This window comes from Pigmentiphaga humi (assembly GCF_900606115.1).
GTDB classification, from domain to species: domain Bacteria; phylum Pseudomonadota; class Gammaproteobacteria; order Burkholderiales; family Burkholderiaceae_B; genus Pigmentiphaga; species Pigmentiphaga humi.
Genome location: NZ_UWPJ01000039.1, coordinates 101,798 through 125,287, shown reverse-complemented (window position 1 = coordinate 125,287; position 23,490 = coordinate 101,798). Strand labels below are relative to the sequence as shown.

Sequence of the window (23,490 nt, the reverse complement as noted above, 5' to 3'; positions counted from 1 at the left end):
CCGGCCCGGGTGTTGGATGGCTGTGTTCCTAGGTCAATGCCCGCAGGCGCTCGAGCGCCGCAGTGCCGGTGCGTTCGCTGTGCGTGCGCAGCAATTCGCAGGCGGTGTCGGCGTCGCGCTTCAGAATGGCATCGATGATGGCTGCATGCTCGGCCGCCACGTCCCGCTGCGGCGGCATGTCATGCGAGAGATAAATGCGGCGGTAGCGGTCGCTCATGTCGTGCAGGTTGCTGCAGAACTGCAGCAGCAGCGGCATCTGACAGCCGCCGATCATGCACAAGTGGAATTCGCGGTGGGCCCGTTCCCATTCGTCCAGGAACGGCACATAGCCGTCTTCTTTCTCGATCCGCGACAGACGGTAGAAGATGCCCACCAGCTTTTCTTCCCACGCCCGGTCCTGGCGCTCGATGGCGATGCGCAATGCATAGGGCTCGAACTGGGTCCGCAGCGCGGTGACTTCGGCCAGGTTGGCGGCGGAGGTCTCGACCACGCGAAAGCCGCGCTGGTCCTCCCCCACGACGAAACCCTGCGAGCTCAGCACCAGCAGCGCCTCGCGCACCGAAGAAAGGCTGACGCCAAAGGCCTGTCCCAGCTCCTGCAGCTTGAGCTTGGTATTGGGGGCGAAGCTGCCGTTGGCGATGAGATCCCGCAGTTGGGGCACCAGTTGGGTGGCGACGGTTTTTGTACTCACGATGGCTACCTGGATTTTTCGAGCATTCTAGCAAGATTTTCGTAAAAACCATTAATTCCGAAATTTTTATATATTTACGTAAATCTCGTGATAGGATGGCCGCCATCCTGGACACAGCGTCGTCCGCCCTAAGGCAGGCGCCTCACCTCGCCTTGTCCAGGAACGCCAAGCGCCTCGCCGCATGCGGCTGGGCACAGCAGTTCCGCATCGACCGGGATTCGCCATACACAGGAGACAACATTGAGACACGCCCTATTCGCCATGGCCGCCGCCGTGGCCGCCGCGCCGGCCCACGCACAGCCCCAGGCCTTCCCCGCCCCCGTCGTCACCATGGTGGTCCCCACCTCTGCGGGCACCTCGTCGGACATCGTCGCGCGGGCCCTTTCCACCCGGCTGTCGGGCAAGTGGAACAATTCCGTGGTGGTTGACAACAAGACCGGCGCCAGCGGCTCGATCGGCATCGGCTATGCAGGCAAGGCCGCCCCCGACGGCAACACCATCCTGATCGTGACCAACACCATCAGCATGTTGGGCGCGATCAATAAGAACCTGCCCTGGACTCCCGGCGATTTCGCGCCGGTCGCCCTGATGGGACGCACCGTAACGGCACTGGTGGTCAACGCCGACCTGCCTGTCTCCAACGTCAAGGAACTGGTTGCGCTGGCGCAGAGCAAGCCCGGCCAGATCAACTACGCGACTCCGGGCGTGGGCACACCGCATCACCTCTACACCGAACTGTTCAAGCTCATTACCAAGACCGACATCGCTCATGTGCCTTACAAGGCCACGGCCGGCGCCACCGTCGACATTGCCGGCGGCCGCGCCCAGGTGGGCTTCTTCCCGCTGAATTCGGTGATGTCCCTGGTCAACGCCAAGAAGATCAAGATCCTCGCCACCGCTGGCGACGAACGCACGCCGCAGGCGCCGGACGCGCCCACCTTCAAGGAGGCGGGCATCGCCGACGTCCACGCCAGCAGCTGGATAGGCATTTTCGTGCCCAAGAACACGCCGCAGGCCGTGGTGGACAGACTCGACCGCGACATCCGCTCCGTCATGGCGGACAAGACGTTCCAGGAAGAATTGCAGCGCCAGGAGGTGGCGCCCAATACCAAGCTGGGCGGGCCGGCCGAACTGGGCTCGCTGCTTGCCAGCGACATCGCCCGCTGGAAGGACGTGGTCGAGAAGGCCGGCATTACCGAGCAATGAAAGGAAAAGGAAAGATGATCGAAACCGAAGTCCTGGTGGTCGGCGCCGGCCCGGCGGGCCAGACCCTGGCCATCGACCTGGGCCAGCGCGGCATCCGCGTCATGCTGGTGGAAAAACTGGAGAAGCACGGCATCCACCCCAAGCTGGAGCGCGCCAACGCCCGCACCATGGAGATCTTCCGCCGCCTGGGGCTGTCCGAGCGCATCCGCGACGCCGGCTTCCCCCGGGACTGCCCGATGGACGTATTCATCGTCACCAGCATGACGGCGCCCGCGGTGCTGCATTTGCCCTATGCCTCGGTGGCCGAACTGCAGGCCGACATCCGAGCCCACAACGACGGCACCCGGCCGCTCGAGCCGTACCAGTTGATCTCGCAGTACACGCTGGATCCGCTGCTGCGCGCGCAAGCCGAAGCCACCCCCGACGTAGACGTGCGCTTCGGCCACGAGATGCTCGACTTCGAGCAGGACGCGGCCGGCGTGACCGCGCGCATCCGCTGCCCGGACGGCAGCATTGAAACCGTACGCGCAGCCTACATGGTGGGCTGCGACGGCGGCTCGAGCCCGGTGCGCAAGGCGCTGGGCATCCAGCTCTCGGGGCGCGGCCGGATCCGCCACATGCGCGCGGCGCTGTTCCGCGCGGACGACCTGTTCGAGCGCATCCCCGTAGGCAAGGGACGCCACTACCACATCATCGGCGATTCCGACTTCACCTCTATCACGGTGCAGGACTCCACCCGCCATTTCCGCATGAATACCATGTACCGCGAAGGCGAGGACGTGGAGGAGAAATTCCGCCGTTCGGTGGGCCACGACCTCGACTTCGAATTCGAGACGCTCTATACCGGCGAGTGGTACCAGCATCTGCTGTGCGTCGACAGCCTGGGACGCGGCCGTGTCTTCATCGCCGGCGATGCCGCGCACCTGGTGATCCCGACCGGCGGGCTGGGCATGAATACCGCCGTGGGCGACGTGATCGACCTGGCATGGAAGCTGGCCGGCACGCTGCGCGGCTGGGGCGGCCCGGAGCTGCTGCAGTCCTACCTGACCGAACGCCTGCAGATCGACCGCCGCAACGTGCAGGCCTCGACCAACGCCGCCGAAGGCCGGGTCGACTGGCGCGGCGCCTACAAGCCGGACATCAACGACGACACGCCCGAAGGCCGCGCGACGCGGGCCGAGGTGGCGCGCATCGCCGACATCGAGCAGCGCAAGACCAATGAGATCCTCGGCATCGAGATGGGCTATCGCTACATCGATACCACCATCATCTGCCAGGAACCCGGCGAGGGTCCCGATCCCGACAGCCGCGCCTACACGCCCACCACGTGGCCCGGCGCACGCATTCCCCACGTCTGGCTGGAAGACGGCAGCGCGCTCCAGGACCACATGGCGCAGGGCTACAACCTGATCAAGCTGGGCCCCAAGGGCAGCCACGACACCCGCGCGCTGGAAGAGGCGCTGCGCGGCTTCGGCGCGCCGCTGGCGGTGCACGAGTTCGAGGACGAGGCGCCGCTGCGCATCTACGGCCACACGCTGTTGCTGCTGCGGCCGGATCTGCACGTGGCCTGGCGGGGCAACGCGCCGCCCGACGATCCCGCCCGGGTGGCCTCCATCGCGACCGGCCATGGCGATCCGGCAGCCGCCGGCGGCCAGGAAACGGCGCGAGCGGCCGCCGCGTCCTGAGATACGTCCCCAGCAACCACCACGAATCGGAGTCAGAACATGGCAGAAGTACTCGGGCTCGGCATTTCCCACTGGCCGCGCCTGCACGACCTGGACGATACCTTCGCCAAACGCCTCAGGGCCAACCTGCAGCACCCGGACATCCCGGCCGACGTCAAGGACATGGCCAACTGGCCGGCCCCCATGCGGGCCGAATGGGAAGCCGGCATGGATGCGGCCGCGGCCCACCGCGAGAAGCTGCTGGCCGGCATACGCAAGGCTCGCGCCGCGCTCGACGATTTCAAGCCGGACGCCATCGTGGTCTGGGGCGACGACCAGTACGAGAATTTCCGCGAGGATATCGTTCCGCCCTTCTGCGTGCTGGCCTACAAGGAAGACCTGCACGTCCAGCCGCATGGTCCCCACGGCAATCCCTGGGACGAGCCGACCGACCACAGCTTCCACGTGCGCATGGCGCCCGAGGTCGGACACTACCTGACCTCGCGGCTGATCGAATCCTCGTTCGACGTGGCTTACGCCTACAAGCCGCTGCACCGCAAGGATCTCTCGCATGCCTTCATGAACGTCGTGCTGTACCTGGACTACGACCGCAAGGGCTTCGCCTATCCGATGGTGCCGTTCACGATCAACTGCTACGGCAGCGACGTGATCTGCAATCGCGGCTCGGTGCCCAAGATCAAGGCCACGGAACGGCACCTGGACCCGCCCGCGCCATCGCCGCTGCGCTGCTTCGATCTGGGCCGGGCAACGGCGCGCGCGATGCGCGCCAGCCCGTGGCGCATCTGCCTGATGGCCTCGTCGAGCTGGTCGCATGCTTTCCTGTGCGCCAAGTACTGGCAGATGCACCCCGACGTGGAGAACGACCGCCGCCTGTACGATGCCCTGGTCAAGGGCGACTACGAGGCGTGGCGGCAGACCCCCTTGGCTCAGGTGGTTGACGCGGGGCAGCAGGAGGTGCTGAACTGGTTCTGCCTGATGGGCGCCATGTACGAACTCAACGCCCACTTGTCGTGGTCCGATTACGTCGAGACCTACATCTTCAACTCCAACAAGGTCACGGTCATCTACGACCCCGTCTAGCAAGGAGATCGCATGGCATCCGCCTCTTCCGCCCGCGTCAGCATCCAGGTCGACGGGCTCGAACGCAAATCGCCGGCGCCCACGGCTTGCCGCATCGGCAAGCTGGTGATGTCGGGCGGCATCTACGGGCGCAATCCGGCCACGCGCGAGCTGGCGGAAGATGCCCAGGCGCAGACATCGCAGTTGTTCGAGAACATCCACGCCGTGATGCAGGCAGCCGGCGGCACCGTCGCCGACATCATCAAGATCGAGTTCGATGTGTCCGACATGACGCTCCGCGCCATGGTCAACCGGGCCTGGGAAACGATGTTTCCGGATGCCGGCTCGCGCCCGGCGCGCCACGTCGTTCCGGCCGGCCACCTGCCCGAAGGCGCCCACGTGCGCTGCGAGCTCTATGCCGTGCTGGACGAGGTGCGTCCATGAGCGGCGGCGGCCAGGCCTGGCGCCGCAGCGTCGACGTCCATACGCATTTCGTTCCGGAAACGCTGGCGGCCATGCCCCCCGGGGGCCCGTCCCGCATGTGGCCGACGATGGCGCCCGCCGAGTGCGCGTGCCACCGCCATGTCATGATAGACGGCAAGAACTACCGAACCGTCACGGACCAGTGCTGGGACGCCGGCAAGCGCACCGCGGACATGGACGCGATGCGCATCGGCATGCAGGTCATCTCGCCCATGCCTGAACTGCTGTCGTACTGGATGCCGGGCGCAGCCTGCGCCGTGCTGCACCGCGATCTGAACGAGCAAATGGCGCGGCTGGCAGCCGGCCACCCTGACCGTTTCCTGGCGCTGGGCGCGGTGCCCATGCAGGACATGGACCGTGCGGTCGAGGAATTGGAATACATCGCCGGCACGCTGGGTTTTCCCGGCGTGGAAATAGGCAGCAACGTCAATGGCGAACCGCTGGGCCTGCCGAAGTTCCAGCCCTTCTTTGCCGCCGCCGAGCGTCTTGGGCTGTGCGTGTTCGTCCACGCCATCCGACCCGCCGGGGCCGACCGGCTGGTCGGGCCGGCCTCGCTGCAGCAGGCGTTGGGCTTCCCGTCGGAAATCGGCCTGGCCGCGGCCTCGATCATCACCGGCAACGTGCTGGAACGGCACCCCCGGCTGCGGATCGCCTTCAGCCACGGCGGCGGCACGCTGGCCATGCTGCTGCCGCGGCTGGAGAACGCCTGGCAGCGAGCGGCGGAGATCAAGGAGTCGATGCAGACGTCGCCCACGCTGCAGGCCCGTCGCATGTTCTACGACGACCTGGTCTACGACGCGCCGACCATAGGTTTGCTGCTGGAGCGGTTCGGATCCGCGCAAGTGATGATAGGCACGGACTACCCCTTCCGGGTCATGGATCGCGAGCCGGTCGAACGGCTGGAGAGCCTGGGCCTGGATCAGGCGTTGCGCGACGCCGTATATGGAGAGAACGCGCGGCGCTTCCTGGCTCGATGAACCCCGGGCCGCATTGCGCGGCCCGCCGGTGTCAATTGGGCGCCTTGGGCGTCGCTTGCGTACCTTTGACCACCGTCAGCGCGGACGCGATCAAGCCGCTGATATCGCTGACGTTGGCCGGCACGATGAGGGTATTGTTGGTCTTGGCCAGGTTGCCGAAGGCATCGACGTAGCGCTCGGCCACCTTGAGGTTGACCGCCTCCATGCCGCCGGGGTGATTGATGGCCTCGGCCACCTGGATGATGGCCTTGGCCGTGGCGTCCGCCACGGTGACGACGGCGGTCGCCTCGCCCTGGGCCTGGTTGATCTGGGCCTGCTTCTCGCCCTCGGAACGGGCAATGGCGGCTTCGCGCTCGCCGGTGGCGATGTTGATCTGCTCCTGGCGCCGGCCTTCGGAGGCCGCGATCAGCGCGCGCTTCTCGCGCTCGGCGGTGATCTGCGCCTGCATGGCGCGCAGGATTTCGGCCGGCGGGGTCAGGTCCTTGATCTCGTAGCGCAGCACCTTCACGCCCCAGTTCAGCGCCGCCTCGTCGAGCGCGCTGACGATGCTGCTGTTGATCTGCTCGCGCTCCTCGAAAGTCTTGTCCAGCTCCAGCTTGCCGATGACCGAACGCAGCGTGGTCTGCGCCAGCTGGGTGATGGCGACGATGTAATTGGACGAGCCGTACGAGGCGCGCATCGCGTCGGTGACCTGGAAGTACAGGATGCCGTCCACCTGGAGCTGGGTGTTGTCGCGCGTGATGCAGACCTGGCTGGGCACGTCGAGCGGGATCTCCTTCAACGAATGCTTGTAGGCCACGCGCTCGATGAACGGGATCACGAAGCCGGCGCCGGGCTGCAGGACGCGGTCGAACTTGCCCAGCCGTTCGACGACCCAGGCATGCTGCTGCGGGACGATCGCGATCGCCTTGACGACGATCAGGATGGCCAGGACGAGGATGACCAGCAGGACGATAGTGGATTCGTTCATGACGCTCCCTTGTGATGATGAAGCCGCCGCGCGCTCGCGCCGCGGGCGGGGTCCGGATTCAGGCGGCGGCGTGCGCCGGCGATAGCACCAGGCTGCTGCCTTTCAGTTCGGTGATGACGTACAGGCCGGGCACGGGCGACACGCCTGGCGCCGCTTCCGCCCGCCAGTGCGCGCCGCGGTACCAGACCCGGGTGGCGCCGTCGGCGTCCCAGGCCTCGACCTTGACGGTCTGGCCGATGTCCATGTTCAGGTCGGCATTGCGCGACGGTGCGCTGCTGCCGCGCTTCTTGAGGATGTTCAGGCGCTTGAGCACCAGCACCGCCAACAGCACCGCCGCCGCGCAGACGACCAGTTGCCAGGCGATATCCACGCCCGCCCACGCCACGATGCCCGCGGCGGCAAATCCGATCGCGACCATCAGCAGGTAGAACGTACCGCTCATGACCTCGCCGATCAAGGCCAGCGCCATCAAGCCGAACCACACCCAGGCGGGATTCATCGATGCCTCCTTCATGCAGCAGCCCGCAAGCCGCCCAGCCGCCACGCCCAAGCGCGGCATTCATTTCCCCTATTATGCCCTGCTCGCCTGCAGCCCTGCCGTGAAGGTCGATATGCAGGACAAAGCCGCTGCCGGACACACGAAAGAAAAAAGCGAGAAGCCCGCAAGCCCCTCGCTTTCTCAATCGCAACGTCGACCCAGCGCGCCGCCCCACCTCGGCGCAGCGGATCCGGCTCCGCCGGTCCGCCAGTACCGCCCCCCCGGGAAGGGGGACGCGTCAGCGCGCAGGGAAGCTTTACTTGGCCAAAGCCTTCCAAGTGTCGACCACCGTATCCGGATTCAGCGAAATCGACTTGATCCCCTGCTCCTTCAGCCAGACGGCGAAATCCGGATGGTCGGAGGGGCCCTGGCCGCAGATGCCGACGTACTTGCCGGCCGCGAGGCAAGCCTCGATCGCGCGCTTGAGCAGCGCCTGGACGGCCGGGTCGCGTTCGTCGAAGTCGGCGGCCAGCAGCTCCAGGCCGGAGTCGCGGTCCAGGCCCAGGGTGAGCTGGGTCAGGTCGTTCGAGCCGATCGAGAAGCCGTCGAAGTATTCGAGGAACTGCTCGGCCAGCACCGCGTTGGACGGCACTTCGCACATCATGATCAGGCGCAGGCCGTTCTCGCCGCGCTTGAGCTGGTTGTCGGCCAGCAGGCCCACCACGCGCTCGGCCTGCTTGAGCGTGCGCACGAAGGGCACCATGATCTCGACATTGGTCAGGCCCATCTGTTCGCGCACGCGGCGCAGCGCCTCGCATTCCATGCGGAAGCACTCGGCGAACTCGTCGGCGATGTAGCGCGAGGCGCCGCGGAAGCCCAGCATCGGGTTCTCTTCCTCGGGCTCGTAGCGCGAGCCGCCGATCAGCTTGCGGTACTCGTTCGACTTGAAGTCGGACATGCGCACGATCACGGATTTCGGATAGAAGGCCGCGGCGATGGTGGCGATGCCCTCGGCCAGCTTGTCGACGAAGAACGCGCGCGGGCTCGCGTAGCCGCGGGCCACCGATTCCACTGCCTTCTTCAGCTCGCCGTCGACGTTCGGATAGTCGAGGATGGCCTTGGGGTGGATGCCGATGTTGTTGTTGATGATGAACTCGAGGCGGGCCAGGCCCACGCCGCCGTTCGGGATCTGCGCGAAGTCGTAGGCGAGCTGCGGATTGCCCACGTTCATCATGATCTTGACGTCGATGGCGGGCATCTCGCCGCGGCGGACTTCTTCGACTTCGGTCTCGAGCAGGCCGTCGTAGATCCGGCCTTCGTCGCCTTCGGCGCAGGACACGGTGACCATGGCGCCGTCCTTCAGCACTTCGGTGGCGTCGCCGCTGCCCACGACCGCCGGGATGCCCAGCTCGCGCGCGATGATGGCCGCGTGGCAGGTCCGGCCGCCGCGGTTGGTGACGATGGCCGAGGCGCGCTTCATGACGGGTTCCCAGTTGGGATCGGTCATGTCGGTGACGAGCACGTCGCCAGGCTGGACCTTGTCCATCTCGGCCAGGTCGGAGACCAGGCGTACCGGACCCGAGCCGATCTTCTGGCCGATCGCGCGGCCGGTGACCAGCACGTCGCCGGTGGCCTTGAGGCGGTAGCGCTGCTGCACGTCGTTGCCGGACTGCTGCGACTTCACGGTTTCCGGGCGCGCCTGCAGGATGTAGATCTTGCCGTCGTTGCCGTCGCGGCCCCACTCGATGTCCATGGGACGGCCGTAATGCTTCTCGATAATGACGGCATAGCGCGCCAGCTCGATCACGTCTTCGTCGGACAGCGAGAAGCGGTTGCGCTGCTCGGGCGCGACGTCGACCGTGCGCACGGCGCGGCCTTCGGTGCGGGCCGGGTCGAATTCCATCTTGATCAGCTTGGAGCCGATGCGGCGGCTGACGATGGAATAGTGGCCGGCTTCCAGCGTAGGCTTGAAGACGTAGAACTCGTCGGGGTTGACTGCGCCCTGCACCACGGTTTCGCCCAGGCCGTAGGACGAGGTGATGAAGACGACGTCGGGAAAGCCCGATTCGGTGTCGATGGTGAACATGACGCCGGCCGCGCCGGTGTCGGAGCGGACCATGCGCTGGATGCCCGCGGACAGCGCCACGTCGGCATGGGCGAAGCCCTTGTGCACGCGATACGAGATGGCGCGGTCGTTGTACAGCGACGCGAACACGTGGCGGATCTTGTCCAGCACGTCGTCGACGCCGACCACGTTGAGAAAGGTTTCCTGCTGGCCTGCGAACGAGGCGTCGGGCAGGTCTTCGGCGGTGGCGGACGAGCGGACGGCGAACGAACCCTTGCCGTCGGCATCGAGCCTGGCGAACGCTTCACGGATCTCCTTCTCGAACCTGGCCGAGAACGGAGCATCGACGATCCATTGCCGGATTTCCGCGCCGGTCTCGGCGAGCGCGCGCACGTCTTCCGGATTCAAGGAAGACAGGCGGTCGTTGATCCGGGCATCCAGGCCCGAATCCTTCAGGAAATCGCGGAAAGCCTCCGCCGTGGTGGCGAAACCGCCCGGCACGCGGACTCCGGCGCCGGTCAGCTGGCTGATCATCTCTCCTAGTGAGGCGTTCTTTCCTCCTACCGAGTCAACATCCGTCATGCGGAGTTGCTCGAACGGTACGACATAAGACATGGAAGTCCCCTATTACAATGGCAAGAAAGCTTGTTTGGCGAGCGCACACGCAAAGCTACGGGGTCGTGGTGATGCGCTGGCCAAACCCGCCTTCGCCTCGGCCCAGGGCCTTCTCGAGCCTGGGACGACTGCCGGCGTAACCGGGGGAATCCCGGAATTGTACGACGGCTGGCGCCTGTTCTGCACCACCGGTCTTTCTTGAGCCTTCCCGGCCCCCCGGGAACCCCCTGTTTTTGCGAGAACTTCATGCCTCAACCCGCCCCCGCGCAGAACAACTACCTGCGCACCGTGTTCGTGGTTTCCGACGGTACCGGCATCACGGCCGAGACCTTCGCGCATTCCGTGCTCGCGCAGTTCGAGAGCGCCCGTTTCCGTCATATCCGGCTGCCCTTCATCGATTCCGTGGACAAGGCCGCGGACGTCGCCACGCGCATCGATGCGGCTTTCGCAACCGACGGCCAGCGCCCCATCGTCTTCAGCACTCTGGTCAACTCCGAGATCAACACGCGCGTGAGGCAGGCCAACGGCTTGTTCCTGGACCTGTTCTCGACCTTCGTCGAGCCCATCGAGCAGGAACTGAACATCAAGTCCAGCCACTCCATCGGCCGCTCGCACAACGCCGCGAACACCAAGCAGTACCAGAGCCGGATCGAGGCGATCAACTTCAGCCTGGCCCACGACGACGGGCAGTACATGAAGGGGCTGGAGCAGGCCGACGTGATCCTGGTCGGCGTGTCGCGCTGCGGCAAGACGCCGACCAGCCTGTACCTGGCCATGCAATACGGCGTGAAGGCCGCCAATGTTCCGCTCATCCCCGACGATTTCGAACGCGGCGGCCTGCCTTCGGCCATCCTGCCCTATCGCAGCAAGCTGTTCGGCCTGACCATTCAGCCCGAACGGCTCTCGGAAGTGCGGCACGAGCGCCGGCCCGACAGCCGCTACGCCTCGCTGGAGCAATGCCGCTACGAAGTGGCCGAGGCCGAGAAGATGATGCGGCGCGAAAGCATCCGGTGGCTGTCGACGACGACCAAATCCATCGAAGAAATCTCCACCACGGTGCTGCAGAAGATCGGGCTGGAAGGCCGGTTCTACTGAGCCGCCCCACCGGTTGCCCGCGCCGGCCCGACGCTGGCGAGCCTATACCCCCTTTTGCCCACGACGCCATGCAATCGATCTTCCATCTCGCTTTCAACGTCACCGACCTCGCCCAGGCGCGCCGCTTCTACGGCGACGTCCTGGGCTGCGCCGAAGGCCGCAGCACCGACACCTGGGTCGATTTCGATTTCTTCGGCCACCAGATTTCGCTGCACCTGGGCGAACCCTTCAAGACCGCGCGCACCGGCCACGTGGGCGACAAACTGGTGCCCATGCCGCACTTCGGCATCATCCTGCAGTTGGACGACTGGCAGGCCTTGGCCGGCCGGCTGCAGGCCGCGGGCACGGCGTTCGTGCTGGAGCCGCAGGTGCGCTTCCAGGGCCAGCCGGGCGAACAATCGACCATGTTCTTCCTGGACCCGTTCGGCAACCCGATCGAGGTCAAAGGGTTCAAGAGCTTCGAATCGGTGTACGCGGCCTGAGGCCGCGCCCGGCCACCCACCCTGGCGGTCAGTCGGCCAGGTAGCGCCGCCGCTGCTCGAACAGGCAGACCGCCGCCGCGGCGGCCACATTGAGCGACTCGGCGGCGGGTTCCTGCGGGATGCGCACCCGCCAGGCCGCGGCGGCCTGCAGGTCGGCCCGCACGCCCTGCCCTTCATTGCCGAACACCCAGGCGGCCTGCCGGGGCAACGGCACCTGGTAGAGGTCGACGGCGTCGTCGAGGGTCGTCGCCGCCAGCGGCACGGCGAGTCGTTCCAGCAGCGCACCCAGGTCGACCCGCTCGTGGATGGCCAGCGAGAAATGCGCGCCCTGGCCCGAACGCAGCACCTTGGGCGACCATGCGAAAGCCGTTTCTTCCGAGAGGAAGACGCGGCGCACGCCCGCCGCCGCGCACGTGCGCAGGATGGAACCGACATTGCCTGGGTCCTGGATGCGATCGAGCAGCACGCAAGACTCCGTCACCCGCTCCGGCATCGGCGGCGCCGGGGTATCGATCACGAAGACCACGCCCTGCCCGGCCTGGACCTGCTCCAGGTCGTCGATCAGATTGCCGTCCAGCCACACCTGCAGGTCTTGCGGCACCTGCTCGCGCAAAGCCCGCACTTCGGCGCTGGCGCGCTCGCCCTCGAGGCGCCGGGTGTCGAATAGCGCCTGGCGCGGCAACCCCTGCCACTGCAAATAGGCTTCGCACAAGTGCACGCCTTCGAGCAGCGACATGCCGGCGTTGCGCCGCGCCTGGCCGTGCTGGGCGAGTTTCCGCAGCGACTTGAACAAAGCGTTGTCGCGCGAGGCAATGCGTTTCACGGGTAGGAATCCGTATCGCGCAGCAAGCTTCTGCGCACCGGCTCGAAGCTGCGCCGGTGTTCGGGGCAAGGGCCGTGTTCGAGCAGGCAGCGCAGGTGATGGGGCGTGCCGTATCCCTTGTGCCGGTCGAAGCCGTACATGGGGTAGACCTCATGCAGACGCACCAGCTCGGCGTCGCGCGCGGTCTTGGCGAGAATAGACGCCGCCGAAATGGCCTGCACCTGGGCATCGCCGCCGATGACGGTCTGGACCCGGCAGGACAGCGCCGGCGCGCGGTTGCCGTCGATCTGCACCAGGTCGGGCGGCAGCGCCAGTCCCTCGACCGCCCGGCGCATGGCCAGCATGGTCGCGTTCAGGATGTTCAGGGTGTCGATCTCGACGACGCCGACGCTGGCCACGCACCAGGCCCGGGCACGCTCGCGTATCAGCGGCGCCAGCTCGTCGCGGGCCTGCTCGGACAGCACCTTGGAGTCGTTCAGCCCATCGATGGGACGCTCGGGATCCAGTACCACCGCCGCCGCATAGACCGGCCCGGCCAGCGGGCCGCGGCCGGCTTCGTCCACTCCGGCGACGATCATGGACAGCAGCGCCGCCGCATCGAAGACGCCCGCCAGGTCCGGCCCGGGCGACTCCATCGCAGCCCAGCCGAAATCGGTCTGCACCCAGCCCTTCTCAGCCATGGCCCGCCACCTCCAGAATGGCCTGGCTGGCTAGCGCCGGCGTATCGCGCACGAGGTCGTCGTGCAAGGCGCCGAAACGCGTCTCCAGGCGCTGCCGGGCGGCGTCGTCGGTCAGCGCCTGCCAGGCCGCGGCGGCCAGCGCCTCGGGCGTGGCCGCATCCTGCAGCAGCTCGGGAACCACAGTCTCCCGGCACAGGACGTTGGGCAGGCCGACCCAAGGCAGGTAGGCCTGCCGGCGCATGATCCACCACGACAGCCTGGGCAGCACGTACGACACCACCATGGGGCGCTTGAACAATGCGGCTTCCAGGGTGGCCGTGCCGCTGGCCACCAGCACGGCGTCGCAGGCGGCGAGGATGTCGTGCGAGCCGCCGACTACGACGTGCAGGTTGTCCAGTCCCCCCAGTGCCTGGGCGTGGGCTTCGAATTCCCGCTGGCGCTCGGCATTGGCCATCGGCGCCCAGAAGCGCAGCGCAGGGTCGCGCGCCTGCAGCAGCCTGGCGGCAGCCAGGAAGCGCGGGGCGAGGTGCCGGACTTCGCCCGCGCGGCTGCCCGGCATCAGCGCCAGGACCCGGTCCTGCTGCGCGATGCCCAGGCGGGCGCGGGCACCGGCGCGGTCGGGCACGCGGGCGATGACGCGCGCCAGCGGATGGCCGACGTAGGTAACCGGCACGCCGGCGTCCTGATAGATCTTTTCTTCGAACGGGAACACCACCAGCATGTGCGAGACGGCAGCGCGAATGGTGTTGATGCGCTCGCCGCGCCAGGCCCATAGCGAGGGCCCGATGAAGTGCACGGTGGGAATGCCGCCCTCGCGCAGGGCCCGCTCCAGGCCGAAGTTGAAGTCGGGCGCGTCCACGCCGACGAAGGCCGCCGGCCGCTCGGCCAGCCAGCGTTCGCGTACCGCGCGGCGTATGCCCAGCAGTTCCGGCAGGTGCATCAGCACGTCGGCATAGCCGTTGACTGCGAGCTTCTGCATGGGATACCAGGCGTCGAACCCGTGGGCCTGCATCTTGGGCCCGCCGATGCCGGCCAGGGCGTAGGCTGGCGCACATTCGCGCAAGGCCTGGACCACGGTGGCGGCCAGCAGGTCGCCCGACGGTTCGCCCGCCACCATGCCGATGGAGGGCTGGCCCGCTGATGACACGCCCGCCTCCGTCAACGCACGATACCGCGCGTGGCGGTATCGAGGAAATCCAGCAGGGTCTTCAGCGGAGCATCCAGCTCGGGCTCCTGCGCTCGCCTGGCCTGGAGCGCGGCGCGCGCCTCATCCAGCGTCAGTCCCTGGCGGTACAAGGTCTTGTAGGCTGCGCGCAAGCCCGCTATCTGCGCGGAAGTGAAGCCCCGCCGCTTGAGCCCTTCGACATTGATGGCCGCCGGGCGGGCAGGACTGCCTGCGGCGGTGACGAAAGGCGGCAGATCCTGCAGCAGCGTCGCATGGACGCTGGTCATGGCGTGCGCGCCGATCTTGACGAACTGGTGTACGCCGGTCATGCCGCCCAGGATGACGTGGTCGCCGATGTGCACGTGTCCCGCGAGCTGCGTGCCGTTGGCCAGGATGACGTGGCTGCCCAACTGGCAATCGTGCGCGACGTGCACGTAGGCCATGATCCAGTTGTCGTCGCCCAGGCGCGTGACACCGGCGTCCTGGACGGTTCCTGTGTTGATGGTGCAGCTTTCGCGAATGGTGTTGCCGTTGCCGATCTCCAGCCGCGTGGGTTCGCCGGCGTATTTCTTGTCCTGCGGCGCCGCGCCGATGGAGCACGACGGGAAAAAGCGGTTGTCCCGGCCTATCGTGGTATGGCCGTCGATCACGCAATGCGGGCCTACTTCGGTGCCGGCGCCTATGCGCACGCTGGAGCCGACGATGCTGAAGGGGCCTATCGTCACGCCGTCGTCCAGCTGGGCGGCCGGATCGACGATGGCTGTGGGGTGTATCCTCGCCACGCTCGACTTCCGCCTCAGGGCTCGAGCACGCGCATGGTGCACATCAGGTCGGCTTCGGCGGCCACCTGGCCGTCCACCAGGGCCTTGCCGTTGTACTTCCAGATGCCGCGCGAGCTACGCTCGACGTTGACTTCGAGGCTGAGCTGGTCGCCGGGCACGACCGGCCGCTTGAAGCGCGCGCCGTCGATGCCGACGAAGTAGTACACGGTGTTGTCGTCGGGCTTCTTGCCGGCCGCGGTGAACGACGTGATGGCGGCAGCCTGGGCCATGGCCTCCAGGATCAGCACGCCCGGCATGACCGGGTGATGCGGAAAATGGCCGGTAAAGAACGGTTCGTTGAACGATACATTCTTGATCGCGCGAATCGATTCCCCGGGTTTGACGTCGATGACCCGATCGATCAGCAGCATCGGGTAGCGATGCGGCAAATGGTCGAGTATCCCCTTTATGTCCATTTCCATACGAATTTCCAATGTGCTTGGTGCGTGGCGGCCGCCACCCGCGTCCGCCCGCTTTCTACTTCTTTTCGAGAGCCTTGAGGCGCTTGGCCATCGTCGCCAAATGCCTGACTGCCACCGCATTGCGCTCCCACTGCGCATGCTCGGTCATCGGAAAGAAACCGGTGTACTGGCCCGGCTTGTCGATGTTGCTATGCACCGGCGTAGCAGCCGAGATGAAGACATCATCGCCGATTTTCAGGTGCCCGCCTATCATGGCGGCCCCGCCGATGGAGCAGCGCTCGCCCACGGTCGTCGACCCGGCGATACCGACACACGCCGCCATCGCGGTGTGATCGCCGATCCGGCAGTTATGGCCGATCATGATCTGGTTGTCGATCTTGACGCCATTGCCGATGAGCGTGTCGTCGAGCGCGCCGCGGTCGATCGTGGTGTTGGCGCCGACCTCGACGTCGTCGCCCAGACGCACGCCGCCGAATTGCGGGATCTTGGTCCAGGCGCCCTTGGCGCGGGACGGATCGGGCGCGAAGCCGAAGCCGTCGTCGCCGAGCACCGCACCCGACAGGATCACGCAGCGCGCGCCCATGCTGACCCCCCGGTACAGCGTGACACGCGGATGGAGCACCGAATCGGCGCCGATGCGGCAGCCGGGGCCGACGTAGCAGCCGGCGCCTATGCTGGCCCGCGGGCCGACGGCGGCGCCGCTCTCGATCACCGCCAGCGGCCCCACGTGCGCACTGGGGTCGACGCTGGCGTCGGGCGCCACGACCGCGGACGGATGGATGCCGCCTGCCGGCAGCGGATGAAGCTGGCTTTCGAACCACTGCCCGATCCGGGCGAACAGCAGATACGGGGCGTTACAAATGATCAGGATCAAGGCTTCGCCGGCGCGCCCTGCCTCGGCCAGCATGGCGCGGTACGCCTGGGCGACCTCGGCCGTGACCAGCACCGCAGCCGCCTGGGCCTCGGCAAGCTGCGCCTGGTAGCGCGGATTGGCGACGAAGCTGATTTCCTGCGGCCCTGCCCGCTCGAGGTTGGCGATGCCTGCGACGCGTATCTCGCCGGCAGGCACTTGCGCGCCCCCCTGCTCGATCGACCACGTCAGGCCGCTGGTATCGGTTTCCTCGAGCAGCCGTTGCAATACCGGCGCCTTGGACGGGTCAAGCAATATGGGCATTCGGAACTCGCGCGAACGGCAGGAACGGAAAACGGCTGCGCAATTACTTGGCGCCGCCGTTCAACGCTTTGAGCACCTTGTCGGTGATATCGACGCGCGGGCTGACCACGACGGCTTCCTGGAGGACCAGGTCGTAGTTTTCCTGCTCGGCGATCTGCTTGATCACACGGTTGGCTCGCTCGAGAATCTGCGACAGTTCCTCGTTGCGGCGCTGGTTCAGGTCCTCTTGGAACTCGCGGCGCTTGCGCTGGAAATCCTTGTCGAGGTCGCTCAGCTCGCGCTGGCGGCGGGTGCGGTCGGACTCCGACATCACCGCGCCGTCCTTGTCGAGCTGTTCGGACATGGTGCGCAGGCGCGCCGCCAGATCCTGCAGGTCGGCATCGCGCTTCTTGAAGTCGGCTTCGATCTTGGCCTGCGCCGCCTTGGCCGGGGCGGCATCGCGGAAGATGCGCTCGGTGTTGACGAAGCCTATCTTGACCGGAGCCTGCGATGCAGCCTGTGCATGAGCCGCGCCGACTGCAGCGCTGGAAAGTACCAGCGCCGCCAGCACCCGGCCGGCACCCCTGACAGCGGAAGAGGCGGTCAGACTGGTGGCAGATGTCGAAAACTTGCGGATCATTTAATTCTCGCTAGGAAGGTAGTCGTATATTTTGCCATCAATGGCGCGGCCCGTAGCAACCGATCGGCGCCCTGCAGTGGAAATGGTTGTAGCAGAAAACTTCCGGGCGGGCTCGCCTGCCGCGCCCGGCGTAACATCAGAAGCCGGTACCGATCTGGAACTGGAAGCTTTGCGTCCGGTCGTTGGATTTCGCGTTCAGCGCCTTGCCGAACGAAATCTTCAGCGGCCCGATGGGCGATTGCCAGCTCAGGCCGATACCCGCCGAGTAACGCAGCTGGCCGAGGTTGATGTTTTCGTCGTCGGCGTAGACGTTGCCGGCGTCGGTGAACAGGAACCAGCGCAGCGTGCGGTCCTGCTGGGTGCCGGGGAACGGCAGCAGCAGTTCGGCATTGGCGATCACGCGCTTGGCGCCGCCCAGGCTGTCGCCGTTCTTGCTGTCGCGCGGGCCCAGGCCGCCGCCGGCGTAGCCGCGCACCGAACCGATGCCGCCTGCGTAAACGTTCTTGAGCAGCGGATAGGGGCGGCCGCCAAAGCCCTTGCCGTAGTCGACCTGGCCGTTCAGCGCCAGGGTCAGGCTGCGGGTAATGGGCCAGAAGTACTGATGCTGGTAGCTGCCCTTGTAGTAGCGCAGATCGCCGAACAATGAGGATTCGGCCGCGGCGCGCTGGTAGGTGCCGCGCGTCGGGGCAAGCGCGCTGTCGCGCTTGTCGTTGCTCCAGCCCACCGAGAAGATGACGGCGTTGCTGCGGCCGCCGAACGTATTGACGTAGTCGATGTAGCGCTGCGGGCTGCTGTCGTACAGCTCGATGTCGTTGGCTTCCAGCGTGGCGCCGAAGAACACGCGCTGGGTCTCGGTGAACGGCACGCCGAAGGTCATGCCCGCACCCATGGTCTTGATGCGGTAGTCGCCGGTGTTGATCGACAGCGGACGCAGCGTGCGGTAGTAGACGCTCGTGGAACGGCTGATGCCGTCCTGCGTGAAGTACGGGTTGGTCTGGCTGATCGCGATCGTGCGATAGGTCTTGCCGGTGTTGATCTCGATACCCGCGGTGGTGCCGCTGCCGAAGATGTTGTCCTGGCTGATGCCCGCCGTCAGCACGACCTTGTCGGTGCTGCTGAAGCCGGCGCCCAGGTTGATCATGCCCGTCGGCTTTTCCTGCACGGTCACGTTGACGTCGACCTGGTCGGGCGTGCCCGGCACCGGCGGCGTTTCGAGGGTCAGGTTCTGGAAATAGCCCAGGCGGTCGATGCGGTCGCGCGACAGCTGGATCTTGCCGGCGTCGTACCAGGCGCTCTCGAGCTGGCGCATTTCGCGGCGGATCACCACGTCGCGCGTGCGCGTATTGCCGCCGATGTTGACGCGGCGCACGTAGACGCGCCGGTTGGGATCGACGAAGAAGGTGATGGAGGCGGTCTTTTTCTCGCGGTCCACCTGCGGCGTCGCGTTGACGTTGGCAAAAGCATAGCCCAGCTTGCCCAGGTGGTCGGTGATGGCCTTGCTGGAGCTGTTGACCTTCTCGGCCGAGAAGGTCTCGCCGGCCTTGACCGCGATCAGCTTGTTCAGGTCCTCGTCCAGGCCGAGCAGGTCGCCGGCCAGCTTGACGTCGCTGACCGAGTACTTCTCGCCTTCGGTGATCGACAGGGTGATGAAGATTTCCTTGCGGTCGGGCGAAATGGTCACCTGCGGCGAATCGACGTTGAATTCCAGGTAGCCGCGGTTCATGTAATAGGACCGCAGGGTCTCGATGTCGCCCTGCAGCTTCTGGCGCGAATACTGGTCGGCCTTGGTGTACCAGGTCAGCCAGCCCGGCGTGGTCAGCTGCAGCTGGTCGAGCAGTTCGCTCTCGCGGATGGCCTTAGCGCCGATGATCTTGATGCCGGCGATGTGGGCGACGTCCCCTTCGAACACGTCGAAGGTGATGCCCACGCGGTTGCGCTCGAGCGGCGTGACCGTCGGGACGATCTCGACCGAGTACTTGCCGCGCGCCAGATACTGCCGCTTGAGTTCCTGTTCAGCGCGCTCGAGCAAGGCGCGGTCGAAGATGCGAGCCTCGGCGAAGCCCACTTCGGCCAGCGACTTGAGCACGTTGGCCGATTCGAACTCGCGCATGCCGTTGAAGGAGATCGATGCGATCGCAGGCCGTTCGTCCACGATCACCACGACGACGTCGTTCTCGACCTCGATGCGCACGTCGCGGAAGAAGCCTGTGCCGTAGAGCGCCCGCACCGCCTGCGTGGCCTGCTCTTCGGTGAAGCGCTCGCCGACCTTGACCGGCAGGTATCCGAACACGGTTCCAGCTTCGGTGCGCTGGATACCCTCCACCCGGATGTCCTTGACGATGAAGGGATCGAAAGCATAGGCCAGCGGGGTGATCGCCATGGCCAGCAACATGGACAGCAGACGCGGCATGCGCCGGGTGCGGTTGGTCATTCGTAATCCCGGATTTCTAACTGATTGAGTGAATTGCGAAACCGCGACGCGGAGCGCGCCCCGGCTGCGGAGCCGCGGACCGCGAAAGGGGCGAGGCGAAAGTCGCTCATGAATCCTAGGTCAGCAGTCGCGTAAAGTCGTTGAACAAGGCAACGGCCATCAGCACCATCAGGATGCCGAAACCGGCGCGCTGCCCCACTTCCATCCAGCGTTCCGGAGGCGGGCTGCCCCGGATGATCTCGACGAGATAATACAGCAGGTGCCCACCGTCCAGCATGGGTATGGGCAGGAGGTTGAGCACGCCCAGGCTCACGCTGACCAGCGCCAGGAAGGCGATGTAGGCCTCCAGCCCGATTCTCGCGGTCTGGCCGGCATAGTCGGCGATCGTAACCGGACCGCTCAGGTTGCGCAGGGAAACGTCGCCGACCAGCATCTTGCCCAGCATGCGCAGCGAGAACCAGGAAACTTCGGCAGTGCGCTGGGCGCCCATCGCCAGGCTTTCCAGCGGACCGTGGCGCACCGTGATCAATTGGACGTCGCCGCCGATCTGGGCGCCGATGCGACCCACCGCGCGCCCCTCGACCTGCTCTTCACGCGGCAGCACGTCCACCGACACGGCGGCGCCGTCGCGCAGCACCGCCAAGCGCAGCGGCAGGCCGGCGTGCTCCTGGATCAGCCTGATCAACTCCGGCGCCGAAAGCCCGTCCCGGCCGCCCACGCCGACGATGCGATCGCCCTCGCGCAGCCCCGCCTCGGCAGCGGCGCTGCCCGCCAGCACGCCGCGGACCACGGGCTTGGGCGCGGCCAGTTCGAAGCCTTCGCGGCCCAGCACGTCGCCTTCCATATTGCCCAGATCGGCGCGGGAGAAATCCACGCTCCGGATCCGCTGTTCGCCCGAAGCGGTCTGCACCTCGACCTCGGACCGGGCCCGGTCCGTCATTCCCTTGAGCAGCATCCAGCGGGCATCGCCCCAGGTCGCCACGACGGCCGAGTCGATCGACACGATGCGGTCGCCGGACTGGATGCCGGCCATGGCCGCCGGGGTGCCGGATGCGGGGGGGCCCAGCACGGCCGCCGGCTCCTTCACGCCGACCATGTTCAGCGTGGCGTACAGCAAGGCGGCCAGCGCCAGGTTGAACACCGGGCCGGCCGCGACAATGGCGATGCGCCTGGCCACCGGCTGGGCATTGAACGCCCGGCCGCGCTCCGCGGCGGGAACGTCGCCTTCGCGTTCGTCCAGCATCTTGACATAGCCGCCCAGCGGAATGGCCGACAGCGCCCACTCGGTGCCATGCCGGTCGGTACGGCGGCACAACACTTTGCCGAAACCCACCGAGAACCGCAGGATGCGCACGCCGCAGGCGCGCGCCACCAGGTAATGGCCCAGTTCGTGGATCACTACCAGAATACCCAATGCGACGGCGAACGCCGCCAAAGTCAACAACATGGAAATCTCCTTGCCGCAGCGCCGCCGCGCACCGGCTCAACGCGCCCCTGTCACGCCCAGCCGGGCGAGCGTTTCGCGGGCCCGTTCCCGCGCCTGGGCGTCGAGATCGAGCAGACCGTCGAGCGAGCCCAGCGCATCCCCGGCGCGCGGCCAGTCGCCAGCGAGCACGGATTCGATGATAGCCGCGATTGCCGTATAGGGCGCCGCACCCCGCAAAAACGCTTCGACCGCGATTTCATTGGCAGCGTTCAGCGCCACACAGGCGCCCTGCCCTGCCCGCAACGCCTCGAAAGCCAGCCGCAGGCAGGGAAAACGCGCCAGATCGGGGGTTTCGAAGTCCAGCCGGCCGTGGCGAGCAAGATCCAGCGGGCTGACGCCGGCAGGCGTGCGCTCGGGGAAGGCCAGTCCGTAGGCGATGGGCGTCCGCATGTCGGGCTGTCCCAATTGGGCCAGTACCGAGCCGTCCTCGTATTCCACCATGGAATGGACCACGCTCTGCGGATGGATCAGGACTTCGATGCGCTCGGCGGGCATGGCGAACAGCCAATGCGCCTCGATGACCTCCAGCCCCTTGTTCAGCATGGTGGCCGAATCGACCGAGATCTTGCGTCCCATGGACCAATTGGGATGGGCGCACGCCTGCTCGGGCGTAACCCCGGCCAACTCGCCCAGCGGCCGGATACGGAACGGACCGCCCGAAGCGGTCAGGAGCAGCCGCCGCACGCCCGGCGCGGGCGCAGCCGGCGCCGAGGCCCTGCCGGCATGCGGCAGGCATTGGAAAATGGCGTTGTGCTCGCTGTCTATGGGCAGCAGTTCGGCGCCGCTGCGGCGCACCGCATCCATGAACAGCCTTCCGGCCACGACCAGCGCTTCTTTGTTGGCCAGCAGTACGCGCTTGCCCGCCTGCGCGGCGGCAAGCGCCGATGGCAGGCCGGCGGCGCCGACGATGGCGGCCATGACGGTATCGCTGGCGGAATCGGCCGCGGTATCGGCCAAGGCCTGCGCGCCGACACGGATCTCGGGCAGCCTGGCGCGTCCCTGCCAGGCTGCGGCAAAGCGCGCACGCGCCGCATCGTCCGGCACCACGACCACCGCGGCCTGGCTGGCGGCGGCCTGCGCGGCCAGTTGTTCCATCCTGCTGTGCGCGCTCAGCGCATGGACGCGATAGCGCTGCGGGTGACGCGCGATGACGTCGAGCGTGCTGACGCCGATCGAACCGGTCGCCCCGAGGACGGTAACTGTGCGGAAACTCATGAGAGCAGTACGGCCAGCGGCAGCACCGGGATCAAGGCGTCGATGCGGTCCAGCACGCCGCCATGGCCCGGCAGCAGGCGGCTGGAATCCTTCACGCCGGCACGCCGCTTGATCAAGGATTCGAACAGGTCGCCGGCAATGGACAGGACGGCCAGCACGATGGCTACCGCCAGCGCCCCGGCCCAGCCCCAGCGCGCCACCAGGGCCGCGCCGAAAGTGGCGGGGAAACAAGCGCTGCCCAGCACGAAAACGACCGACCCGGCCACGCCGCCCAACGCGCCCTCGCGCGTCTTGCCCGGACTGATGTGCGGCGCCAGCTTGCGCTTGCCCACCGCGCGGCCGACGAAATAAGCGGCGATGTCGGCGATCCAGACCAGCGCCAGCAGCGTCAGCAGGAATACCACCCCGCGCCCGAATCCCGCGATCAGCGCCGACCAGGCCGCCAACAGGGCGAACGGCGCGAGCAGGGTCAGCCAGGGATTGCGCGGATCGGCTTCGGCGCTGGCGCGCAGCAGCATGGGCACGAGCACGAACATCCACACCAGCGATACCGCGATCCACAGGCCACGCCAGAACAGCGCGCCTTCTCCCGCCGCCAGGTCGGCCGGCCCGGCATGCCAGCGCCAGGCCGCCAGCCCGGCACCCAGCGCGACACCGGCAAGCGCCGCGGGAAGATTGGCCCGCGCCACGCCCCCGCGCGGCGCCAAGGTCAGGCGCCACCATTCCCAGAGTGCGCATCCGACGAACAAGGCCATTAGCAATTCGAACGGCAGCGGGTTGCCGAGCGACAGCACGCCTGCCAGGACGATCAGCAGGACGACGGCGGTGATGACGCGTTGTCCGAGCAT

At 66.8% G+C, this 23,490-nt stretch carries 23 protein-coding genes; 8 read left to right on the top strand and 15 right to left on the bottom strand.

The window, feature by feature from the left end:
- Positions 1-28 precede the first annotated feature (28 nt).
- Positions 29-691 carry a GntR family transcriptional regulator gene (locus PIGHUM_RS22230; protein ID WP_246013437.1) on the bottom strand — a complete coding sequence of 221 codons (663 nt, stop codon included), beginning with the start codon at positions 689-691 and terminating at the stop codon, positions 29-31.
- 240 nt (positions 692-931) lie between these two features.
- Here PIGHUM_RS22230 and PIGHUM_RS22225 point away from each other — a divergent pair, with 240 nt between their 5' ends.
- From PIGHUM_RS22225 to PIGHUM_RS22205, 5 genes are read left to right on the top strand one after another with little or no spacing between them, the layout of a single operon-like run.
- The gene (locus PIGHUM_RS22225) at positions 932-1,897 is read left to right on the top strand and encodes a Bug family tripartite tricarboxylate transporter substrate binding protein (protein WP_124081903.1); all 966 of its coding nucleotides are present in this window, start codon (positions 932-934) and stop codon (positions 1,895-1,897) included.
- 14 nt (positions 1,898-1,911) lie between these two features.
- Positions 1,912-3,582 carry an FAD-dependent monooxygenase gene (locus PIGHUM_RS22220; RefSeq protein ID WP_124081902.1) on the top strand — a complete coding sequence of 557 codons (1,671 nt, stop codon included), beginning with the start codon at positions 1,912-1,914 and terminating at the stop codon, positions 3,580-3,582.
- A gap of 39 nt (positions 3,583-3,621) precedes the next feature.
- Positions 3,622-4,662, top strand: coding sequence for a DODA-type extradiol aromatic ring-opening family dioxygenase (locus PIGHUM_RS22215; RefSeq protein WP_124081901.1), 1,041 nt, complete (start codon positions 3,622-3,624; stop codon positions 4,660-4,662).
- A 12-nt stretch (positions 4,663-4,674) separates the two neighbouring features.
- Positions 4,675-5,085, top strand: coding sequence for a RidA family protein (locus PIGHUM_RS22210; RefSeq protein ID WP_124081900.1), 411 nt, complete (start codon positions 4,675-4,677; stop codon positions 5,083-5,085).
- Positions 5,082-6,101, top strand: a complete 1,020-nt coding sequence (locus PIGHUM_RS22205) for an amidohydrolase family protein (RefSeq protein ID WP_124081899.1) — start codon at positions 5,082-5,084, stop codon at positions 6,099-6,101. Before PIGHUM_RS22210 ends, PIGHUM_RS22205 begins: the two co-directional genes overlap by 4 nt.
- A gap of 31 nt (positions 6,102-6,132) precedes the next feature.
- On the opposite strand, the gene PIGHUM_RS22200 is transcribed toward PIGHUM_RS22205, so the two are convergent.
- From PIGHUM_RS22200 to ppsA, 3 genes are all read right to left on the bottom strand, one after another.
- Positions 6,133-7,071: an SPFH domain-containing protein gene (locus PIGHUM_RS22200; protein ID WP_124081898.1), complete on the bottom strand. Its 939-nt coding sequence runs from the start codon at positions 7,069-7,071 to the stop codon at positions 6,133-6,135.
- A gap of 58 nt (positions 7,072-7,129) precedes the next feature.
- A complete protein-coding gene (locus PIGHUM_RS22195) occupies positions 7,130-7,570 on the bottom strand; it encodes an NfeD family protein (RefSeq protein ID WP_124081897.1) in 441 nt (146 codons plus the stop codon).
- Between the two features lie 295 nt (positions 7,571-7,865).
- Positions 7,866-10,229, bottom strand: coding sequence for a phosphoenolpyruvate synthase (gene ppsA / locus PIGHUM_RS22190; RefSeq protein WP_124081896.1), 2,364 nt, complete (start codon positions 10,227-10,229; stop codon positions 7,866-7,868).
- Between ppsA and PIGHUM_RS22185 the strand changes: the two genes are divergently transcribed.
- The 3 genes from PIGHUM_RS22185 (at position 10,228) to PIGHUM_RS22175 (ending at position 11,806) form a co-directional block, all read left to right on the top strand.
- A complete protein-coding gene (locus PIGHUM_RS22185; RefSeq protein ID WP_124081895.1) occupies positions 10,228-10,431 on the top strand; it encodes a hypothetical protein in 204 nt (67 codons plus the stop codon). The two genes, ppsA and PIGHUM_RS22185, sit on opposite strands and share 2 nt — an antisense overlap.
- A gap of 44 nt (positions 10,432-10,475) precedes the next feature.
- Positions 10,476-11,324, top strand: coding sequence for a posphoenolpyruvate synthetase regulatory kinase/phosphorylase PpsR (ppsR, locus tag PIGHUM_RS22180; RefSeq protein WP_124081894.1), 849 nt, complete (start codon positions 10,476-10,478; stop codon positions 11,322-11,324).
- Positions 11,325-11,392: 68 nt separating this feature from the next.
- Positions 11,393-11,806, top strand: a complete 414-nt coding sequence (locus tag PIGHUM_RS22175) for a VOC family protein (RefSeq protein ID WP_124081893.1) — start codon at positions 11,393-11,395, stop codon at positions 11,804-11,806.
- A gap of 28 nt (positions 11,807-11,834) precedes the next feature.
- Here the strand turns inward: PIGHUM_RS22175 and PIGHUM_RS22170 are convergent, their stop codons facing one another.
- From PIGHUM_RS22170 to PIGHUM_RS22120, 11 genes are all read right to left on the bottom strand, one after another.
- Positions 11,835-12,629: a TrmH family RNA methyltransferase gene (locus tag PIGHUM_RS22170; RefSeq protein ID WP_124081892.1), complete on the bottom strand. Its 795-nt coding sequence runs from the start codon at positions 12,627-12,629 to the stop codon at positions 11,835-11,837.
- Positions 12,626-13,264, bottom strand: a complete 639-nt coding sequence (rnhB, locus tag PIGHUM_RS22165; protein ID WP_124082022.1) for a ribonuclease HII — start codon at positions 13,262-13,264, stop codon at positions 12,626-12,628. The genes PIGHUM_RS22170 and rnhB overlap by 4 nt, the downstream gene beginning before the upstream one ends.
- Before the next feature lie 37 nt (positions 13,265-13,301).
- Positions 13,302-14,426 (bottom strand): lipid-A-disaccharide synthase, encoded by a 1,125-nt coding sequence (gene lpxB / locus PIGHUM_RS22160; RefSeq protein ID WP_124082021.1) that lies wholly within the window; start codon positions 14,424-14,426, stop codon positions 13,302-13,304.
- Positions 14,427-14,467: 41 nt separating this feature from the next.
- Positions 14,468-15,256 carry an acyl-ACP--UDP-N-acetylglucosamine O-acyltransferase gene (lpxA, locus tag PIGHUM_RS22155; protein WP_124081891.1) on the bottom strand — a complete coding sequence of 263 codons (789 nt, stop codon included), beginning with the start codon at positions 15,254-15,256 and terminating at the stop codon, positions 14,468-14,470.
- A gap of 14 nt (positions 15,257-15,270) precedes the next feature.
- The gene (gene fabZ / locus PIGHUM_RS22150) at positions 15,271-15,717 is read right to left on the bottom strand and encodes a 3-hydroxyacyl-ACP dehydratase FabZ (protein ID WP_124081890.1); all 447 of its coding nucleotides are present in this window, start codon (positions 15,715-15,717) and stop codon (positions 15,271-15,273) included.
- A gap of 55 nt (positions 15,718-15,772) precedes the next feature.
- Positions 15,773-16,891: a UDP-3-O-(3-hydroxymyristoyl)glucosamine N-acyltransferase gene (gene lpxD / locus PIGHUM_RS22145; protein WP_124081889.1), complete on the bottom strand. Its 1,119-nt coding sequence runs from the start codon at positions 16,889-16,891 to the stop codon at positions 15,773-15,775.
- Between the two features lie 43 nt (positions 16,892-16,934).
- On the bottom strand, positions 16,935-17,510 hold the full coding sequence (locus tag PIGHUM_RS22140) for an OmpH/Skp family outer membrane protein (protein WP_124081888.1): 576 nt from the start codon (positions 17,508-17,510) through the stop codon (positions 16,935-16,937).
- Between the two features lie 136 nt (positions 17,511-17,646).
- On the bottom strand, positions 17,647-19,941 hold the full coding sequence (gene bamA / locus PIGHUM_RS22135) for an outer membrane protein assembly factor BamA (RefSeq protein WP_425466749.1): 2,295 nt from the start codon (positions 19,939-19,941) through the stop codon (positions 17,647-17,649).
- A 115-nt stretch (positions 19,942-20,056) separates the two neighbouring features.
- Complete coding sequence (gene rseP, locus PIGHUM_RS22130) at positions 20,057-21,388, bottom strand: RIP metalloprotease RseP (protein ID WP_124081887.1); 1,332 nt, start codon at positions 21,386-21,388, stop codon at positions 20,057-20,059.
- Between the two features lie 36 nt (positions 21,389-21,424).
- Positions 21,425-22,642 carry a 1-deoxy-D-xylulose-5-phosphate reductoisomerase gene (dxr, locus tag PIGHUM_RS22125; protein WP_124081886.1) on the bottom strand — a complete coding sequence of 406 codons (1,218 nt, stop codon included), beginning with the start codon at positions 22,640-22,642 and terminating at the stop codon, positions 21,425-21,427.
- The gene (locus PIGHUM_RS22120) at positions 22,639-23,490 is read right to left on the bottom strand and encodes a phosphatidate cytidylyltransferase (protein ID WP_124081885.1); all 852 of its coding nucleotides are present in this window, start codon (positions 23,488-23,490) and stop codon (positions 22,639-22,641) included. Before PIGHUM_RS22120 ends, dxr begins: the two co-directional genes overlap by 4 nt.

Coding starts and splice junctions, on each gene's coding strand:
- PIGHUM_RS22175 (WP_124081893.1), top strand. CDS start 11,393: ATGCAATCGATCTTCCATCTCGCTTTCAACGTCACCGACCTCGCCCAG.
- PIGHUM_RS22200 (WP_124081898.1), bottom strand. CDS start 7,071: ATGAACGAATCCACTATCGTCCTGCTGGTCATCCTCGTCCTGGCCATC.
- ppsR (WP_124081894.1), top strand. CDS start 10,476: ATGCCTCAACCCGCCCCCGCGCAGAACAACTACCTGCGCACCGTGTTC.
- PIGHUM_RS22220 (WP_124081902.1), top strand. CDS start 1,912: ATGATCGAAACCGAAGTCCTGGTGGTCGGCGCCGGCCCGGCGGGCCAG.
- PIGHUM_RS22140 (WP_124081888.1), bottom strand. CDS start 17,510: ATGATCCGCAAGTTTTCGACATCTGCCACCAGTCTGACCGCCTCTTCC.
- ppsA (WP_124081896.1), bottom strand. CDS start 10,229: ATGTCTTATGTCGTACCGTTCGAGCAACTCCGCATGACGGATGTTGAC.
- lpxD (WP_124081889.1), bottom strand. CDS start 16,891: ATGCCCATATTGCTTGACCCGTCCAAGGCGCCGGTATTGCAACGGCTG.
- lpxB (WP_124082021.1), bottom strand. CDS start 14,426: ATGGTGGCGGGCGAACCGTCGGGCGACCTGCTGGCCGCCACCGTGGTC.
- bamA (WP_425466749.1), bottom strand. CDS start 19,941: ATGACCAACCGCACCCGGCGCATGCCGCGTCTGCTGTCCATGTTGCTG.
- rseP (WP_124081887.1), bottom strand. CDS start 21,388: ATGTTGTTGACTTTGGCGGCGTTCGCCGTCGCATTGGGTATTCTGGTA.
- rnhB (WP_124082022.1), bottom strand. CDS start 13,264: ATGGAGTCGCCCGGGCCGGACCTGGCGGGCGTCTTCGATGCGGCGGCG.
- PIGHUM_RS22215 (WP_124081901.1), top strand. CDS start 3,622: ATGGCAGAAGTACTCGGGCTCGGCATTTCCCACTGGCCGCGCCTGCAC.
- PIGHUM_RS22185 (WP_124081895.1), top strand. CDS start 10,228: ATGGAAGTCCCCTATTACAATGGCAAGAAAGCTTGTTTGGCGAGCGCA.
- PIGHUM_RS22205 (WP_124081899.1), top strand. CDS start 5,082: ATGAGCGGCGGCGGCCAGGCCTGGCGCCGCAGCGTCGACGTCCATACG.
- dxr (WP_124081886.1), bottom strand. CDS start 22,642: ATGAGTTTCCGCACAGTTACCGTCCTCGGGGCGACCGGTTCGATCGGC.
- PIGHUM_RS22120 (WP_124081885.1), bottom strand. CDS start 23,490: ATGCTCGGACAACGCGTCATCACCGCCGTCGTCCTGCTGATCGTCCTG.
- fabZ (WP_124081890.1), bottom strand. CDS start 15,717: ATGGAAATGGACATAAAGGGGATACTCGACCATTTGCCGCATCGCTAC.
- PIGHUM_RS22195 (WP_124081897.1), bottom strand. CDS start 7,570: ATGAATCCCGCCTGGGTGTGGTTCGGCTTGATGGCGCTGGCCTTGATC.
- PIGHUM_RS22210 (WP_124081900.1), top strand. CDS start 4,675: ATGGCATCCGCCTCTTCCGCCCGCGTCAGCATCCAGGTCGACGGGCTC.